Raw genomic sequence first — 16,530 nt, 5'->3', positions numbered from 1 at the left:
CTTCGGCCGGATCATCTGGGGCCGGCTAATAACCGTCGACCCCGTTGATCTGCTGCAGCCGCTCGCGCATCGCCTTTTGCAGGTCGTAGCCCGGCTTGCCGAATTCGGCATTGCGGCGGGCGATGAAATCGTCCTGCGCGCGCTGCAGCTCGCGCGCCTGGCGCGCATCCCCGGCCTCGCGCACCGCGCGAAAGGTCGACGCGCCGATCTCGCGGTCGAGATCGGCGAGCGCGGGATTGCCGCAGATCGCCTTCTCGACCGGCCGGCGCGCCTTGCGGCAATCGAAGCTCGGCTTGCCGGCGACCGCCATCATCGCGCCGATCCGCTCCAGCTCCAGCGACAGCGATTTGTAATTGGCCTTGGCGGCGGCATGGTTCGGGTCGAGCTTGACGGCGGCGCCGAAATCCATGATCGCCTTCGGCCGGTCGCCCTTGCGCCGCCACAGCTCGCCGCGGGCATTGTGCGCGTCCGCAAGCGATGGATCGAGCCGGAGCACGGTGTCGTAGTCCGCGATCGCGCGGTCGATCAGCTGCTTGCGGTCATAGGCGCTCGCACGCGCCAGCAGGGCCTTGACGCGATCGGGCTTGGCCGCCTTCTCGTTGTCGATCAGCGCGCCGCAGACCTCGATGATCTTGTCGTCATCCGTCGCCGCAGCGGCGGCAACGCAGGGCCCGGCATCGGCCTGCACATCCTTGCCGGGTTCGCTGCTGGTCGCGCGTGCACCGCCTGAAGTCAGCACGCCTGACAGGCAAACGCACAGCAGCGCCACAGCCAGATTTCGAGTGTTGCGTCGCATTCCCATCACCGACAAGACATCCCACGCCTGTACCACCGGCCTCCGACTTCGACCGGTGCCATTTGCCGCAAAACCACACGCTGGATTATACGTCAATTGCGACGATCGGCGGCACTTCGAGCCGCATCTGCAGCCGCACCTTGGGGGTTCGCCTTGCTGACATTCGAATGGATCATCGGCCTGTTGCTCGCAGCGGTGGCGCTGTCGGCGCTGGCGCGGCGGATCAAGGTGCCCTACCCGACCTTCCTTGCGCTCGGCGGCGTGCTGCTGACCCTGCTGCCGTGGGCGCCAACCTGGGCCCTGGAACCGAAGCTGGCGCTGGCGCTGTTCGTGGCACCAGTGCTGCTCGATGCCGCCTTCGACACCTCGCTGCGCGATCTGCGCAACAACTGGCTGCCGGTCTCGACGCTGGTCGTGGTCGCGGTCGGCGTCACCACGGCAGCGGTCGCCGTGGTCGCGCATTGGCTGCGCCCGGACATGCCCTGGGCGGTCGCGATCGCGCTCGGCGCCATCGTGGCGCCGCCGGACGCGGCTGCGGCCACCGCGATCCTGCGCCAAGTCAGCCTGCCCTACCGGATCCAGAAGATCCTCGAAGGCGAAAGCCTGCTCAACGATGCGACCTCGCTGTTGATCTATCGCGTCGCGGTCGGCCTGGTCGCCGCCGAGCACATGAAGATCCGCGAATTCGTGCCGTCGATCACGATCGCGCTGCTCGGCAGCCTCGCCGCAGGCTATCTGTTCGCGCAGGTCTGGATGATGATCACCCGCCGCATCACCGAGGCGCCGAGCGCGATCATCACGCAATTCGGCGGCACCTTCATGGTGTGGATCGTCGCCGAGCATCTCGGCCTGTCCGGCATCCTCACCATCATCGCCTATGCGATCACCATCGCCCGCACCGCGCCGGCCCGCACCTCGGCGCGGCTGCGCGTGTCGTCCTATGCGGTGTGGGAGACCGTCGTGTTCGTGCTCAACGTGCTCGCCTTCATGCTGATCGGCCTGCAACTGCGCCCGATCTGGTCCGAGCTCGACGCCGAGGTGCGGTGGAAATATTGCAGCTTCGCCGCCGCGATCCTCGCCGTCGTGATCCTCGCCCGCATCCTCTGGGTGATGCCCTACGGCGCGCTATTGCGCACGCTGAAGGCGCGCCATTGGCTGCCCGCCCATGTGGTGGACGCGGTGCCGACCCTGAAGCGCGGCTTCATCGTGTCCTGGTGCGGCATGCGCGGCATCGTCACATTGGCGGCCGCGTTCGCGCTGCCTGAATGGTTTCCGTATCGCGACCTGATCCTGCTGACCGCGTTCGCCGTGGTGCTCGGCTCACTGGTGATCCAGGGCCTGACCTTGCGGCCGCTGATCCTGGCGCTGAATTTCGCTGACGACGATCCGGTCGGGCGCGAGGCCGCACACGCCCGAAGCGTCGCGTTTCGCGCGGCGCTCGACGAGATCGAAGCGGACCCATCGGAAGAGGCCGAGATCCTGCGGCTCGAATACCGCGCGGTACTCATGCGCGCAGAAAACGACCCCGACGGCGGGCTCACCTCGCGCGAGCTGCCGGCCGATCCGCTGCGGCGCCGCGCCATCGCGGCAGCGCGTCAGGCGCTGCTCAAGCTGCGCCGCACCGAGACCATCGGCGACGACGCCTTCCATCTGGTCGAGGAAGAGCTCGACCGCGCCGAGCTCAGCGTCGAAGCGTAGCGCGTGATGAGGTCGGGATGAATAGCCGCCGCGACGGCACTGCGCTCCCTCTCCCCGTTCTTTACGGGGTCGAGACAAGCGAAGCTTGCTCTTAGAGGGTTGGGGTGAGGGGCTGTCTCCGCGAAACCGGCGATAGCGGCATTTGCGGAGACTCCCCCTCACCCGGAATGCATCTAGCGATGCATTCCGACCTCTCCCCGCACGCGGGGCGAGGTAAAGCGAAGGCCGCTGCTCAGGCGCCCGACTTCATGCACCAGATTTGGAGGTGATGCCGCCGTCGACCACGAGCTCGATGCCGGTGACGTATTTCGATTCGTCCGACGCCAAGAACAGCGCGGCGTTGGCGACATCCCAGGCATCGCCCATGTGACCCATCGGCACCTGCGCGTCGCGGGCGCGCCACATCGCCTCGACATCGCCCTTGGCGTAGCTTTGCGCGAGCCCGGCCGAATGCGCGACCATCGGCGTCTTCATCAGCCCTGGCAGGATCGCGTTGACGCGGACATGCTTGGAGGCGAACTCGACCGCGGTCGAGCGCGTCATCTGGTTCATCGCCGCCTTACTCGCATTGTAGCTGACATAGGAAATGCCGACATGGCGGATCGAGGCGATCGAGGAGATGTTGATGATCGAGCCGCCGCCCTGCTTGATCATGACCGGAATGACGTGCTTCATCGACAGATAGGCGCTCTTGAGGTTGACCGCGAAGACGCGGTCCCACTCCGGCTCCGCCACTTCCACCACGCTGCCGACCTCGGCGATGCCGACATTGTTGTCGAGCACGTCGATGCGGCCATAGGCCTTCAGGCAGGCCGCGACCATCGCCTCGACCTCGGCGGCGCGCGAGACATCGGCGGTGAATGCGACAGCCTTGCCGCCCTCCTCGGTGATGATCTTGACCGTCTCCTCGGCTGCGGCACCGTTGCGATCAACGCAGAACACGCTGGCGCCCTCGCGCGCGAAGGTGACGGCGGTCGCCTTGCCATTGCCCCAGCCGGGCCCGATCGAGCCCGCACCGACCACCATCGCAACCTTGCCCTTGAGCCGATCCATCGCCTGTTCTCCGTTGTTGTTGTCATTGTAGCCCGGATGAGCGCAGCGATATCCGGGACAGTGTCCCCGCATATCGCTCCGCTCATGCGGGCTACGGATTCTTACACACACTCATCGTCGTGACATTAGCACCGATCGGATGTCCGAAAATCTCCGATAGCGTCTGGCAGCGTCCCGCGTGGCACAGATGCCATTCGCCCGCCGCGCCGGAATTGCCGAGCACGACCTCCGGCCGTGGCACAGGCTGTGGCGACCATTGAAACCAGCCATCGACGAGGCGCGCCTCCGGCGTCGGCTCCATGCCGGCGCCGGTGCCCTTGATGCGCGCCTGTTGCAGCGTCAGCCCCGCCGGCGTGACCTGCCAGTCTTCCCGCCAGGTGGTCTTCTCGATCGAATGCGTCCAGGCGAGCGTGAAGGCTGCGACCTGCAGCGTCTTCACGACACCGGCGGATGCAAGGCAGAGGCTCAAGCCGCCGCCACCGCATCGCGCGGGCGCTGCCGCCACTGCCACAGCACGACGGCTGCGGCGAGCGTGAAGCCCGCCGTATCCGAGAAGCGGAAATCGCCGAGCAGGCAGAGCGCGGCGCCGAACGCAACCGCGATCTCGATCAAGCTCAGCCGCGTGAACAGGAAGCCGATCGCGACGATGCCGAACAGCCCGATCGCCACCAGCGCCTTGAAGGTCGCCAGCGCCACCGCGCCGTAGAAGCCGAGCTGGGCGGCCATCGGGTCGTTGGTCTGCAGCATCAGCGCCGGCGAATAGACGAAGATGAAGGGAATGACGTAGCCGGCGAGCGCGATCCGCATCGCCTCCCAGCCGATCTTGTCCGGATTCTCCCTGGCGATCGGCGCTGCCGCGAGTGCGGCGAGCGCCACCGGCGGCGAGAGGTCGGCCATGATGCCGTAGTAGAACGCGAACATGTGGCTTGCGATCAGCGGCACGCCGAGCTTGGCCAGCGCAGGCGCCGCCAGCGCTGCGGTGATGATGTAGGTCGGGATCGTCGGAATGCCGGTGCCGAGCAGGATCGACAGCAGCATGGTCATGATCAGCGCCAGGAACAGGCTCTTGGCGCCGAGCCCGATGATCCAGCTGCCGAAGATGGTACCGACGCCGGTCTGCGTCATCATGCCGATGATGGTGCCGACGATCGCGCAGGCCATGCCGACGGTCAACGCCGACTTGGCGCTGTCGGCGAGCGAGTCGCGGCAGGCCCTGAGCGTGGCCCGGCCGCCGCGCGTGATCGCCGCGATCACGATCAGACCGGCGACGACGCTGGCAACCGGCACGATCTCGAGCCCGTGGCGCGACACCGCCGCAACCACCAGCGCAAGGCCGATCCAGAACACGTAGCGCACGACGGTGTTGGAGAAGCCGAGCGTGATGCTGGCACCGAGGATCAGCGCCACCGTCAGCGCGAGCCCCATGCTGCCGGCATAGAGCGGCGTGAAGCCTTCGAACAGCATGTAGACCAAAGCGGCGAGCGGCAACACCAGGTACCAGCGTGCCACCAGCGCCTTCCAGGCGCTCGGGATCTCCGAGCGCTTCATGCCGACGAGGCCATGCTTGCCGGCTTCCAGATGCACCATCCAGAACGCCGAGGCGAAATACAGGATCGCCGGGATCACCGCCGCCTTGACGATCTCCGAATAGGCAACGCCGAGCGTCTCCGCCATGATGAAGGCGACCGCGCCCATCACCGGCGGCATGATCTGGCCGCCCATCGAGGCGGTGGCCTCGACGCCGGCGGCAAACGCGCGGCGATAGCCGAACTTGATCATCAGGGGAATCGTGAACTGGCCGACGGTGACGACGTTGGCGACGCCCGAGCCGGAGATCGTGCCCATCATGCCCGAGGCGAACACCGCGACCTTGGCCGGGCCGCCGCGGGTGCGGCCGAACAGGCCGAGCGAGACGTCGGTGAAGAGTTGGATCATGCCGGCGCGCTCCAGGAACGAGCCGAACAGGATGAACAGGAAGATGTACGTCGCCGAGACGTAGATCGGCACGCCGTAGAAGCCTTCGGTGCCGAACGAGAGATGGGTGACGATCTGGTCGAAATCATAGCCACGATGGTTGAACGGCGACGGCAGATACTGCCCGAAGAACCAGTAGAGCAGACAGGCGCCGCACATCAGCGGCAGCGCCGCGCCCATCAGCCGCCGCGTGCCCTCGAAGATCAGGATCGCGAGCAGCGTGCCGACCGCAAGGTCCATGTTGGTCGGATCGCCGTCGCGGGCGATCAAATCGGCATAGAAAATCCACTGGTAGAGCCCGCAGAGGAAGCCGGCGGCGCCGACGATCCAGCTCACCGCGCGGCCGAAATCGGTTTTCGCGGTGAAATTGCCGATCAGGCCGAAGGTCAGGAGGATCAGGAAGCCGACATGGACGCCGCGCACCACCTGGCTCGGCAAATAGTTGAACGCCGCGACATAGAGCTGGAACACCGCAAAGGCGAGACCGATGGCGTAGGCCAGATGCCCCCATGCGCCCGGGCCGAAGCCTTCCGGAAAGCCATGTTCGAAATTGTCGAATTCAACCTTGATGGGCTCTTCGCCCGCAATCTGCTGCTGCATTGAAATGGTCCCCCGCCGTGCCCGCGACGCTTATATCTATAGAACCCGCCCACCAAAAGCCGCGTCAGGAAAAGCGCGCCCGTCATTGCGAGCCAACGGGTCGCGCGAACGCGCGCCCGATGACAGGCTCCGCGAAGCAATCCATCACGCCACAAGCGGAGACATGGATTGCTTCGTCGCTTCGCTCCTCGCAATGACGGCAGGAGGCGAATGTCGAGGCCTTACTTGATCAGGCCCTTTTCCTTGTAGAAGCGGATTGCGCCGGGATGCAGCGGCACCGGGCTGCCGGTCGCGGCGGCCTCGAGCTTGATCTCCTTGCCCGCGGCGTGGGCATTGGCGAGTTCCGGCAGCGATTCGTAGATCAGCTTGGTCATCTGATAGGCGAGATCGTCCGACACCGCGCTGGAGGTGACGAGGTAGTTCACGACCGCGGCGGTCGGCACGTCCTTGTCCTGGCCGGTATAGGTGTTGGCCGGAATGATCACGGAGACGAAGGGCGAGCCGATCTTGTCGACGGTCTCCTTCGGCACGGCGACCACGGTGATGTCGCTCGAGGTCGAGAGGTCCTTCAGCGAGGCGACGCCGAGGCCGGCGGACTGCAAGGTGGCGTTGAGCTGGCGGTTCTTCATCAGGTCGACCGATTCGGCGAACGGCAGATACTCGACCTTGCCGAGGTCCTTGTAGCTCATGCCGGCGGCCGCGAGGATCGCGCGCGAGTTGAGCTCGGTGCCGGATTTCGGCGCGCCGACCGACAGGCTCTTGCCCTTGAGATCGGCGAGCGTCTTGATGCCGCTTTCGGCGGTCGCGACGATCTGGATGTAGTTCGGATAGATCGCGCCGATGGTGCGCAGCTTGTCGAGCTTGGTCTTGAAGCCAGCCTCGGTGTCGCCTTCCCAGGCCGCCTTCAGCGAATCGCCGAGCGTGAAGGCGATCTCGCCGCGGCCCTGCTGCAGCAGCACCAGGTTCTCCACCGAGGCCTTGGTCGCCTGCACCTGGGTCTTCACGCCTGATATCTTGTCGCCGTAGATCTTCCCGATCGCGACGCCGAGCGGATAATAGACGCCCGAGGTGCCGCCGGTGAGCACGTTAATGAACTGCTCGGCCTGCGCGACGGGCGCAGCCAAAACACTGGCTGCCACGATCGCAGCAGCCATCAACCTTGAATTCATGAGTAATATTCTCCCCTAAGCCGGGCCGGAAATTGGCCGCACAACCCTGCCGGGTCAACCCATCCAAATGACGCATGCGCAGCCAAAAACCCCCGATGGCAGCACCACTTTACCTGCGCGGGAACTCCGCGCGAGCAAGCGGGTTGAGATGCGCAATATCGCCGCGAGGTATGACTTGCAGCCGTCCGGGACGACGACCGTTGAGCGCGCGCTTGATGCGTTGAACTTCTTCCTCGCCGACGTACGGGACGGGCTCGGCCCCTATCTTGCCATCTACCTTCTCACCGAACGGAAGTGGGACGAGGCCTCGATCGGGTCGGTAATGTCGATCGCCGCGATCGCGGGAATCGTCGCACAGACACCGGCCGGTGCCCTGATCGACGGCAGTCGCGCCAAGCGCGCCTTGATGATCGCGGCCGCGGTCGCCGTCACCGCCGCGTGCCTGCTGCTGCCGCTGCTCGACCACTTCGCGCTGGTCGCCGCGACCCAGGCGGTTGCCGCCGCGAGCGGCTCGGTGTTCGCGCCGGCGATCGCCGCGGTGACGCTCGGCATTGTCGGCCCCAAGGCGTTCGCGGCACGGACCGGCCGCAACGAGGCGTTCAATCACGCCGGCAACGCCGTGGCCGCGGCGATCGCCGGCGGCACCGCCTACTGGTTCGGCCCCGTCGTCGTATTTTGGCTGCTGGCCGCGATGGCGCTCGCCAGCATCGCCGCGACGCTGTCGATCCCATCAGCCGCCATCGACCACCAGGTCGCGCGCGGGCTCGACGATGCCGCGGAGGCGCACGGCACGCCGCATCACCGGCCATCCGGCTTTCGCGTGCTGCTGACCTGCAAGCCGCTGCTGATCTTTGCGGTCTCGACCGTGATCTTTCATTTTGCCAATGCGGCGATGCTGCCGCTGGTCGGCCAGAAGCTCGCGCTGGTCAACCGCAACCTCGGCACGTCGCTGATGTCGGTCTGCATCATCGCGGCCCAGATCGTGATGGTGCCGGTTGCGATGCTGGTCGGACGCAAGGCCGACGTCTGGGGTCGCAAGCCGATCTTCGCTGTGGCGCTCGCGGTGCTGGCGGTCCGCGGCGCGCTCTATCCGTTGTCGGACAACCCGTACTGGCTGGTGTCGGTGCAATTGCTCGACGGCATCGGCGCCGGAATCTTCGGCGCGCTGTTCCCGCTCGTGGTCGCCGATCTCACGCACGGTACCGGGCATTTCAACATCAGCCAGGGCGCGATCGCCACGGCGACCGGCCTCGGAGGCGCGCTGAGCACGGCGGTCGCCGGATTCATTATTGTCCACGCCGGCTACAGCGCGGCATTCCTGTTCCTTGCAGCCGTCGCTTGTGCAGGGCTGATCGGCTACTGCGCGTTGATGCCGGAGACGCTGCGCACGGCAACGGCGACATCACACACATCCGCTTCGGCGTCACACGACGGATGATCCGTGATTCGCCGTTGGCGCGCTGCGGATCACCGCGCGTGAAGCGATCCGATGTCCGACAATGATCCAGTTCCGCATCTGCATCGACGCGACAACACAGTGATTAACGTCGTCTCTCGATGACACACGCGCGCAATGTTTCTGCGTAAGTCCAAAGTCGCGCGCAATCGCGCTCATGAAGCTCAGATGACGCATTTGTTGCACGTGTAACCGCGGCGAGATGCAGCGATTCCAGCATCATTTGATTCGAATTGAATCCTTTAAGGTTAGCGAGCCAATCAATGTATGAACCAGAAATTTCCATGATTGCCGGGGTTCTTAGATGTACGAGTCAAGCCGGGGTAATTACGGACAAGGCGGGGCATGAATCACATCAGCCACATCACACAGACACGCGCCGGATGGTTCGGACATCGCAAGCTGACCCCGCGCGCATGCATTGCGGACAGCAAAAAGCACCTTCGAACCTTCCTTGCGGAGGCGCTGGAAGACCTCGGCTTCATCACCAGTGAATGCGGCCAGGCCCTGGAACTCGACACCGTCCTGGACGCGGAACGGCCCGATCTTCTGGTGCTCGGCGTGTCCGTGGACGGCATCGAAGTCAGTAAAATTCTCGAGACTTTGGTGAGAAAGGACTATCGCGGCAAGGTCCTCGTCATCGGCCAACCGGACTCGATCATCGTCAAGGCGGTCCGGCAGATCGGCGATGAGTACGGCATCGCCATGCTGCCGGCCCTGTCCACCCCGTTCAGCGCCGGAACCCTGCGTGACAGTCTTGCCTCGTTGCTGCCGCTCGAACCGGCGCCGAGCCCGGCGGTGGACGTGCCCGAAGCGCTGAAGGCCGGCTGGCTCGAGCTGTGGTATCAGCAGAAAATTCATCTCCGGACGCTGGTTCCGAGCGGAGCCGAGGCACTGATCCGGATGCGCCATCCCGCATGGGGCGTCGTGCCGCCGGCCTACTTCATCCCCGACGAAAGCGATCCGCATTTTCACGCGCTGTCCGAGTTCGTGATCGAGCGCGCGATCGAGGACTGGCGTTATCTCCTCGAACAGATCGGGCCGGTCAATCTCTCGATCAACCTGCCGATCTCGTTTCTCGCCGACGATGATGCGGTGCGCGAGCTGTGTTACCGGATTCCGGACCATGCCGCCTTCGCTGGCCTGCTGATCGAGATCGACAGCACCGAGGTGGTCGACAATCTGGATCTCGCGATCGATGTCGCGAGGCGCGTTCGCCTGCACAATATCGGCATCTCGATCGACAATGTCGGCGCGAACTGGCCGTCCCTGCTCGGATTGCCGAACTTTCCGTTCGTCCAGCTCAAGGTCGATCATCAATACGTCACCGGCTGCGCGGATCAGCGCCTGAAGCAGACGGTGTGCCGGCGCATCGTCGAGCTCGCCCACGATGCCGGCGCGCAGGTCGTGGCCCAGGGCGTCGAGACGCGCGCGGATTTTCTCGCCGCGCATGAGATGGATTTCGATCAGGTTCAGGGCTACCTGTTCGGCAAGCCGATGGGCGTCAAGAAGTTTGCCCGTTCACGCATGCACTTCTCGGAGAAAGAGCCGGCCTCCTGAGGCATCGCCTCCGTTCAGGCCCGGGCTTCGCGATCGATCGCGTGCAGCGCCTCGCCGCGCGCGATCAACCGCTTCGCGTTGGAATAGGTCGGGACTTCCAGCAGCGAGCCGTCGAGCTCGACGCGGCCAAGGCCCTGTGTCCGCGCCGTTTCGAAGGCTGCCACGATCCTGCCCGCCTGGCGCAACTCGTCCTCGCTCGGCGTGAGGACGCCGTTGACGATGGCCGCATGCGCGGGATCGACCAGGCTCTTTGCGGTGTATCCCAGCCGTCGCGCCCAGACCGTGTCGCGCGCGACGCCCGCGGCGTCGCTCCAGGTGTAGGGACAGTCCACCGCGACGACGCCGGCGGCGCGACATTCCACGATGAAGCGTTGCCGCGCGTAAGCGAGCTCCAGGCCGTCGCTGCCGCGCTCGGCGCCGAGATCGGCCGCGAGATCTTCCGACGCCATCAGGCAGCCGATGGTGCGCCGGCTCGCCGCTGCGATCGGACCGGTCTGTACCAGGCCGCGCGCGAATTCGATGTTCGGCAGCAGTGACGTCGATCCCTCGGCGATGCCGTAGTCGCGCTCGAACCGCGTCACCGCCTCGTCGAGCCTGACAACATGGTGCGGCTCGGCGACCTTTGGCAGCGCGACGATATCAGGACGGCCGCGCATCACGGCGGCAAGATCGTCCATGCCGTCCTGGTCCAACGGGTTGACGCGAACCGCAACCACCGCGCCTGGTCGCGCCAGGTTGCGTAGAGCTCAGGCGCGAGCGCCCGCGCCTTCGGACGCAGCGACGGCGGGGTGAAATCCTCGAGCTCATGGATCAGCACGTCGGCGCCGCTGGCGGCCGCGTGCTGCAGCACCGTCTCGTTGGCGCCTTCGAGAAACAGCCAGGAGCGGCAGAGCGGGGCTGGGCGCAGCTTGCGCATCACACGGCCCGCACCGCCGTCACTGAAACGTCATGTCGAGGCACTTCGAAATGTCGGAGCCGAGGCCGGACGAGATCGTGATGCAGCCGCGGATCTTCTGGGTGGTGGTGTCGTTGGCCCAGATCGCATAGCCACCGGTGCCAAAGAACGAGTTGGTGTTCGGCGGCTCGGTCTCGGTGGCATCGAACGTGTAATTGCCGTCGGTCTCGAAGATGCGCGGCTTCTTGGTGCAGCTGCCGTCGGCCTGGACGTTGATGACCTCCTTGTTGTCCTGCGTCAGCGCCAGCGAGACCTGGCAGCGGAAGTATTCCGAGGTCTTGGCGTTGAACAGATAGGCGTAGGACTTGCAGGTCGACGTCTTGAGCTTGCCGGCGGACAGGCCGCGGCTGCAGGAGATGCGCTGGTTGTTGGAGAGCTTGAACTCGTCCGCCCGCGCGACCGACGCCAGCGCCATGAACGACAGTGCGACACCGATACCGATCTTCATGACGTGGTTCATCGCGATCACCCCCAGGTAGTGTTTCCGCCAATCAAAGCGTTTGTAAACGGAAACGCGAAGATAGTCGCCAAGCTTGATGCGGGAAATCACAAAGTCGCTGATCTCTGTGAGCGGGCCGCGCCGATTGTCGTATTGACGCCCGAACACCGTTCGTGATTTGTTCAGAAGTGTGGGGACGATGCCGTTTTTTTTCGGCCGGAGGTGGATCATGACGCATTTTTTGACCAAGACCTTTATTGCGACCGCGACCCTTGCTGCGATGACGACATGCGCATTTGCGCAGGAGGCTGCGCCCTGGGAGCTGAAGTCCGACATGGGCTATGCCTATGACAAGGAGGGCAAGACCTGGGCCTACAAGATGGGGACCAGCAATGCCGGCACGCTGCTGAAGGGCGCCAAGAAGGTGCCGAAGGGGACGCTGTTCTTCATCGGGCAGAACGGTCAGCTCTACATGCGCTCAGGGCCCTATCTCGAGGGCGACGGCAAGTTCATGTTCGGCTCGAAATAGAGCGTTTTCGAGCGAAGTGGACGCCGGTTCGCGTGAAGAAAACGCGTCAAAGGAAGCGTCTGGGGCTCCGGTTCTGATTCAATCAGAACCGGAAATGCGCTGACGTCGTTCGGCAGACCTCAGAACGCCCCGGCCAATTCCCTTGCGCCGGACTTGTTGCTGTTGAAGTCCATCCGCTCGTTGGTGACGGCAAGCAGCTTGGCCACGGTGTTGTGGCGGATCGCGACCGGGTTGCGCTCATAGCCCGAGCGCTGGAAGAAGTTCGCGGTCGGCACCTGCTCGCGCATCGCCTGCGGCATGGTCACCATGTCGAGCCCGGTGCCGTCGCCGGTCAGGTTCATCATCTCGAGCTCGGCCGCGGTCAGCGGCCTTGTGTAGCCCTTGTTGCGGGCGAAGATCACCGAGGTCAGCAGCTTGTGGGTCTGCAGCATCGGGCCGACATCGATGTCGAGCACCATGGCGTGGCACGCCCAGCCTTGCGCGGTGTCGGCGAGGCGCTGATGCGCCGACCAGTCGTCGGGCACGGTACGGGTGAACGCGACCATCTTCTTCAGCACCGCGAGCTTATGCTCCATGGCCTTGCGCGCCGGCCCTTGCGTCCCCGCAACGCGCTCGGTCAGATCCCGCACGAATTCATGGCCCTGCTCGGCCAATAGCTCGACGGTGTTGGTGGTGAGCAGCTGGTTGTAGCCCATCGCGGTGGAGATGGCGCGCTTGCCGCCATGCTCGATCCCCGCCTGCACGTCGTAATTGCCGGTGCCGCCGGTCTCGAATGAATAGACCCGCACCGCCTGCTCCGGCGTCAGCCCCGCCGCGCGCGCGTAGCGGGCATAGGCGCGCTTGAACTCCACCTCGCTCGACGGCCGCTGCGGCGCGAACTGGAATTGCTCGGCCGCCGCCCTGACGAGATCGGAGACCACCGGGATCGTCTTGGGCGGACGCGGCGGCTTGCCGCCCTCCTCTTCGGGCGCCGGATTGACCGGCCGCCGCGGCCCCTCATAGACCGGCGGCTGCTGCAGCACGTAATCGTCGAGCGTGATCTGCACGAGGTCGCGTCGCTTGGCATTGCGGCCGCGCCGCTTGTCGGCGATCGCGCTCCAATAGGCACCCGCATCCTGCTCGAAGGCGGCGCGCGCCTCCTCGTATTCCTGCAGCTTGCGGCGATATTCCATGATCGCCTGCGGCGAGGCCTGCGCCATCGCATTGGCGACGGACGGCGGCAGCGCATCGGCCTCACCGGCCGATACTGACGGCGCGCTTGCGGCCAGCGCGAGCGCGACAAATCCTGACGAGAGGCGAATCAATTGCAGGCGCATGGCCTCGTTGTAGCAAGCACTGCTGCGAAGTCAGCCCGGAAATGTCCGGATCGAAGGCGGCCGGATGCCGCGATCAGGTCCAGAAATTTCGCCACAATGCGGTGTTCTCCGAAGAATGCGTGTCCCGGGAAGGGCTTGGAGATTGCGATGAGGATGGCACTGTGGCTCGCCGCCGCTGGCGCTCTGATACTCGCCGCACCGACACGCGCGGAGCGTCCGGACTGCGGGTCGTTTCCGGATACGCGCTCACGGTTCTCTTGTTACGAGAATGTGTCGCGCGCGCCTCCGGAACCCGCGACCGCGACTCATCCGGCTGTTGCGCCGGGCAAGGCAATGAAGATGAACGCCCGCAAGCGGCTTCACCGATAGCATCGGCCTACTTCCATGCGAACACCGGCTGCTCGAGATCGGCGACGCGGGTGTTGCGGCCGGCGAGCACCTCACGGAACTGATAGACCAGCGCGGCGGTCGGCGCATGGATCTGCTGGCCGCCGAGCCGGAAACGGATCACCCGCCGCGCGCTCTCCGGGATCGTGACGAAGGTGAATGCGTCGTCCGGCTCGATCGTATCGAGACCGATGCGATGCGCGGACGCGACCTCGTCCGGGTTCGGCGTGATCGCCGCATGTGCGCCGGCCCAGACCACGACTGGGGTGATCAGATAGCCGGAGCGCGTCGGATAGTCGTCGAGCATGCCGAGCACGTCGCGCTCGGACAGTGCAAGGCCAAGCTCCTCGTGCAATTCGCGCAGCGCGGCCTGGGGCTGCGTCTCGCCGGCATCGCAGCGCCCGCCCGGCAGCGCCCATTGCGCGCTGTGGGCGCGCAGGCGCGCGCTGCGCCGGGTCAGCAGGAACGCTGTGCCATTACCGTCATCGGCTTCGGTTAGCGCGATCGCGACCGCGGCGCGCTTCAGCGTCGGCGCGGCATCGGCCGCGGCCTGACGCGCGAACGCGGCACAGAGCTCTGCGATATTCCGCCGGGTGGCATCGTCAAATGTGCGGGCCATTGCGCTTGACTACAACACATCAGCGTTTGATGAAATGAGCTGAACGACATGCCTCCTGCGATCAATCATAGCCAAGCAACGGATCCTCACCTCATGACGGCCAAGGCCGCGGACAGACTCAAATCCGACGGCTGGAAGGTCGCCGACACCACGGGTTTCCTGACGCTGATCGGTCCCCTGTGGGAACGGTTGAAGGACGGCGCGCTCGAGCTCGCGCTGATCACCGAGGACAAGCACCACAACCGCCGCGGCCTCGTGCAAGGCGGTGTGATCATGACCTTCGCCGACCGCGCCTGCGGCATGGCCGCGCGCTTCGTCTCGGGCAAGCCGACGCTTGCGACGGTGCAGCTCGACACCCATTTCGTCGAGGCCGGCAAGATCGGCGAGATCCTTACGACGCGGCCGCGCGTGGTACGCTCGACCCGCAGCCTGATCTTCATCACCGCCGAGGTGACGGTTGACAAGCGCTGCATCGCGATGGCCAACGGCGTGTTCAAGATTCTGAAGAACGAGAGTTGATCCCCGTCATTCCGGAGGAACGATCGATGCAATATCGCCAGCTCGGCCGCAGCGGCCTGAAGGTTTCGCCGATCTGCTTGGGCACCATGATGTTCGGCGGACCGAGCGATGAGGCGACCTCGTCGCGGATCGTGGCCAAGGCGCGCGAGGCCGGCATCAACTTCATCGACAGCGCCGACGCCTATAATGGCGGCAAGTCCGAAGAGGTCGTCGGCCGCGCGATCTCCAACAGCCGGTCGAACTGGGTGCTCGCGACCAAGCTCGCCAATCCGATCGGCGAGGATCCGAACCATGGCGGGCTGTCGCGGCGCTGGGTGTTGCAGGCCGCCGACGAGAGCCTGAAGCGGCTCGGCACCGACTACATCGACGTCTATTACCTGCACAAGGAAGACCACGCGACGCCGCTCGACGAGACGGTGCGTGCGATGGGCGACCTGATCCGCGCCGGCAAGGTGCGCTATTTCGGCGTCTCCAACTACCGCGCCTGGCGCGTCGCCGAGATCTGCAACATCTGCGACCGGCTCGGCATCGACCGTCCGGTCGCGAGCCAGCCTTATTACAACGCGATGAACCGGATGCCCGAGGTCGAGCATTTTCCGGCCTGCGCCTATTACGGCCTCGGCATCGTGCCCTACAGCCCGCTGGCGCGCGGCGTCTTGACCGGCAAATACGCGCCCGATGTGGCGCGCCCGCGGACACCCGCGCGGGGCGCAACGACAAGCGCATGATGCAGACGGAGTGGCGGCCGGAATCCTTGCAGCTCGCGCAGGAGATCAAGCGCCACGCCGAGAGCCGCGGCATCACCGCCGGGCAGTTCGCGGTGTCCTGGGTGCTGAACTCGTCCTTCGTCAGCGCGGTGATCGCCGGCCCACGCACCGAGGCGCAATGGGACGACTACATCCGCGCGCTCGACTATCGCTTCACCGCCGAAGACGAAGCCCTGATCGACCGCCTCGTCGTGTCAGGCCATCCGTCGACGCCGGGCTTCAACGATCCAGCGTACCCGATCGAGGGACGGCGGGCGCGGACCGAGTAGCCCCAGGAGCAGCGACTATACGACTCAGGGCTGGCACTCAATCCCATCCGCCGTCATTGCGAGCCACCCGGTCGGCGCGAAGCGCCGCCGGATGACAGGCTCCTCGAAGCAATCCATTGTGCCGCAAGCGGAGACATGGATTGCTTCGTCGCTAGCGCTCCTCGCAATGACGGTGTCTAGCGAACGGATGTGCCACTCGGTTTTGCCGAAGTTACGTTTCGTAGCTTCCGAATTGCGCAAGCCTCGCGCCGGCTGCACCATCGGCGCATGGAAATGCTGATGCCGGTGCTGCCATGACGGCAACCAATGTACTGGACTGGATCGTCGCGCTCTTCGTCTGCTGGGCCAGCCTGACTGCAATCCTCGAGCCTCGGCGCGACGCCTCGCAGTGCGACGGCCCCACTGTCGCAAGCAGCGCGCAGCT

The 16,530-nt window shown here is 65.3% G+C and carries 15 protein-coding genes and 1 pseudogene; 6 read left to right on the top strand and 10 right to left on the bottom strand.

What is annotated here, in order from left to right:
* Nucleotides 1–25: 25 nt before the first annotated feature.
* Nucleotides 26–796, bottom strand: coding sequence for a tetratricopeptide repeat protein (locus tag AKN84_RS03330; RefSeq protein ID WP_050419356.1), 771 nt, complete (start codon nucleotides 794–796; stop codon nucleotides 26–28).
* A 153-nt stretch (nucleotides 797–949) separates the two neighbouring features.
* Between AKN84_RS03330 and AKN84_RS03325 the strand changes: the two genes are divergently transcribed.
* On the top strand, nucleotides 950–2,494 hold the full coding sequence (locus AKN84_RS03325) for a cation:proton antiporter (protein ID WP_050419355.1): 1,545 nt from the start codon (nucleotides 950–952) through the stop codon (nucleotides 2,492–2,494).
* Nucleotides 2,495–2,740: 246 nt separating this feature from the next.
* Here AKN84_RS03325 and AKN84_RS03320 read toward each other — a convergent pair whose 3' ends face one another.
* The 4 genes from AKN84_RS03320 to AKN84_RS03305 form a co-directional block, all read right to left on the bottom strand.
* On the bottom strand, nucleotides 2,741–3,547 hold the full coding sequence (locus AKN84_RS03320; protein WP_050419354.1) for an SDR family NAD(P)-dependent oxidoreductase: 807 nt from the start codon (nucleotides 3,545–3,547) through the stop codon (nucleotides 2,741–2,743).
* A 91-nt stretch (nucleotides 3,548–3,638) separates the two neighbouring features.
* A complete protein-coding gene (locus AKN84_RS03315; protein ID WP_244484910.1) occupies nucleotides 3,639–4,016 on the bottom strand; it encodes a DUF1850 domain-containing protein in 378 nt (125 codons plus the stop codon).
* Nucleotides 4,013–6,121: a TRAP transporter permease gene (locus tag AKN84_RS03310; RefSeq protein ID WP_050419352.1), complete on the bottom strand. Its 2,109-nt coding sequence runs from the start codon at nucleotides 6,119–6,121 to the stop codon at nucleotides 4,013–4,015. Before AKN84_RS03310 ends, AKN84_RS03315 begins: the two co-directional genes overlap by 4 nt.
* 221 nt (nucleotides 6,122–6,342) lie before the next feature.
* Nucleotides 6,343–7,290, bottom strand: coding sequence for a TAXI family TRAP transporter solute-binding subunit (locus AKN84_RS03305; RefSeq protein ID WP_050419351.1), 948 nt, complete (start codon nucleotides 7,288–7,290; stop codon nucleotides 6,343–6,345).
* Between the two features lie 148 nt (nucleotides 7,291–7,438).
* Between AKN84_RS03305 and AKN84_RS03300 the strand changes: the two genes are divergently transcribed.
* Complete coding sequence (locus AKN84_RS03300) at nucleotides 7,439–8,728, top strand: MFS transporter (protein WP_050419350.1); 1,290 nt, start codon at nucleotides 7,439–7,441, stop codon at nucleotides 8,726–8,728.
* A 363-nt stretch (nucleotides 8,729–9,091) separates the two neighbouring features.
* Nucleotides 9,092–10,306 (top strand): EAL domain-containing response regulator, encoded by a 1,215-nt coding sequence (locus AKN84_RS03295; protein ID WP_050419349.1) that lies wholly within the window; start codon nucleotides 9,092–9,094, stop codon nucleotides 10,304–10,306.
* A 14-nt stretch (nucleotides 10,307–10,320) separates the two neighbouring features.
* On the opposite strand, the gene AKN84_RS03290 is transcribed toward AKN84_RS03295, so the two are convergent.
* Genes AKN84_RS03290 through AKN84_RS03285 form a run of 3 tightly spaced genes read right to left on the bottom strand, consistent with a single transcriptional unit; the run spans nucleotide 10,321 to nucleotide 11,721 of the window.
* Nucleotides 10,321–10,983 (bottom strand): HpcH/HpaI aldolase/citrate lyase family protein, encoded by a 663-nt coding sequence (locus tag AKN84_RS03290; RefSeq protein ID WP_283805486.1) that lies wholly within the window; start codon nucleotides 10,981–10,983, stop codon nucleotides 10,321–10,323.
* A complete protein-coding gene (locus tag AKN84_RS49895; protein WP_202814657.1) occupies nucleotides 10,962–11,222 on the bottom strand; it encodes an aldolase/citrate lyase family protein in 261 nt (86 codons plus the stop codon). The genes AKN84_RS03290 and AKN84_RS49895 overlap by 22 nt, the downstream gene beginning before the upstream one ends.
* Nucleotides 11,223–11,241: 19 nt before the next feature.
* Nucleotides 11,242–11,721 (bottom strand): hypothetical protein, encoded by a 480-nt coding sequence (locus AKN84_RS03285; RefSeq protein ID WP_050419585.1) that lies wholly within the window; start codon nucleotides 11,719–11,721, stop codon nucleotides 11,242–11,244.
* A 208-nt stretch (nucleotides 11,722–11,929) separates the two neighbouring features.
* On the opposite strand from AKN84_RS03285, the gene AKN84_RS03280 reads away from it, so the two are divergent.
* Nucleotides 11,930–12,229, top strand: a complete 300-nt coding sequence (locus tag AKN84_RS03280) for a hypothetical protein (RefSeq protein WP_050419584.1) — start codon at nucleotides 11,930–11,932, stop codon at nucleotides 12,227–12,229.
* 119 nt (nucleotides 12,230–12,348) lie between these two features.
* Here the strand turns inward: AKN84_RS03280 and AKN84_RS03275 are convergent, their stop codons facing one another.
* Both AKN84_RS03275 and AKN84_RS03270 read right to left on the bottom strand, forming a co-directional pair.
* On the bottom strand, nucleotides 12,349–13,545 hold the full coding sequence (locus tag AKN84_RS03275; protein WP_050419348.1) for a hypothetical protein: 1,197 nt from the start codon (nucleotides 13,543–13,545) through the stop codon (nucleotides 12,349–12,351).
* Between the two features lie 376 nt (nucleotides 13,546–13,921).
* Nucleotides 13,922–14,551, bottom strand: coding sequence for an NUDIX hydrolase (locus AKN84_RS03270; protein WP_050419347.1), 630 nt, complete (start codon nucleotides 14,549–14,551; stop codon nucleotides 13,922–13,924).
* Between the two features lie 93 nt (nucleotides 14,552–14,644).
* On the opposite strand from AKN84_RS03270, the gene AKN84_RS03265 reads away from it, so the two are divergent.
* Both AKN84_RS03265 and AKN84_RS03260 read left to right on the top strand, forming a co-directional pair.
* Complete coding sequence (locus AKN84_RS03265) at nucleotides 14,645–15,070, top strand: PaaI family thioesterase (RefSeq protein ID WP_050419346.1); 426 nt, start codon at nucleotides 14,645–14,647, stop codon at nucleotides 15,068–15,070.
* A 26-nt stretch (nucleotides 15,071–15,096) separates the two neighbouring features.
* Nucleotides 15,097–16,106: pseudogene (locus AKN84_RS03260) on the top strand (aldo/keto reductase).
* The last annotated feature ends 424 nt before the right edge of the window (nucleotides 16,107–16,530 follow it).

It is taken from the genome of Bradyrhizobium tropiciagri, from assembly GCF_001189845.1.
Classification (GTDB): Bacteria; Pseudomonadota; Alphaproteobacteria; order Rhizobiales; family Xanthobacteraceae; genus Bradyrhizobium; species Bradyrhizobium tropiciagri.
This window is presented reverse-complemented; position numbering and strand designations above follow the sequence as displayed.

Bases quoted from the DNA above. Each gene is read 5' to 3' on its own strand.
- AKN84_RS03330 (WP_050419356.1), bottom strand. From the start codon at position 796: ATGCGACGCAACACTCGAAATCTGGCTGTGGCGCTGCTGTGCGTTTGC.
- AKN84_RS03320 (WP_050419354.1), bottom strand. From the start codon at position 3,547: ATGGATCGGCTCAAGGGCAAGGTTGCGATGGTGGTCGGTGCGGGCTCG.
- AKN84_RS03310 (WP_050419352.1), bottom strand. From the start codon at position 6,121: ATGCAGCAGCAGATTGCGGGCGAAGAGCCCATCAAGGTTGAATTCGAC.
- AKN84_RS03305 (WP_050419351.1), bottom strand. From the start codon at position 7,290: ATGAATTCAAGGTTGATGGCTGCTGCGATCGTGGCAGCCAGTGTTTTG.
- AKN84_RS03300 (WP_050419350.1), top strand. From the start codon at position 7,439: ATGCGCAATATCGCCGCGAGGTATGACTTGCAGCCGTCCGGGACGACG.
- AKN84_RS03295 (WP_050419349.1), top strand. From the start codon at position 9,092: ATGAATCACATCAGCCACATCACACAGACACGCGCCGGATGGTTCGGA.
- AKN84_RS03290 (WP_283805486.1), bottom strand. From the start codon at position 10,983: ATGGACGATCTTGCCGCCGTGATGCGCGGCCGTCCTGATATCGTCGCG.
- AKN84_RS49895 (WP_202814657.1), bottom strand. From the start codon at position 11,222: ATGCGCAAGCTGCGCCCAGCCCCGCTCTGCCGCTCCTGGCTGTTTCTC.
- AKN84_RS03285 (WP_050419585.1), bottom strand. From the start codon at position 11,721: ATGAACCACGTCATGAAGATCGGTATCGGTGTCGCACTGTCGTTCATG.
- AKN84_RS03280 (WP_050419584.1), top strand. From the start codon at position 11,930: ATGACGCATTTTTTGACCAAGACCTTTATTGCGACCGCGACCCTTGCT.
- AKN84_RS03275 (WP_050419348.1), bottom strand. From the start codon at position 13,545: ATGCGCCTGCAATTGATTCGCCTCTCGTCAGGATTTGTCGCGCTCGCG.
- AKN84_RS03270 (WP_050419347.1), bottom strand. From the start codon at position 14,551: ATGGCCCGCACATTTGACGATGCCACCCGGCGGAATATCGCAGAGCTC.
- AKN84_RS03265 (WP_050419346.1), top strand. From the start codon at position 14,645: ATGACGGCCAAGGCCGCGGACAGACTCAAATCCGACGGCTGGAAGGTC.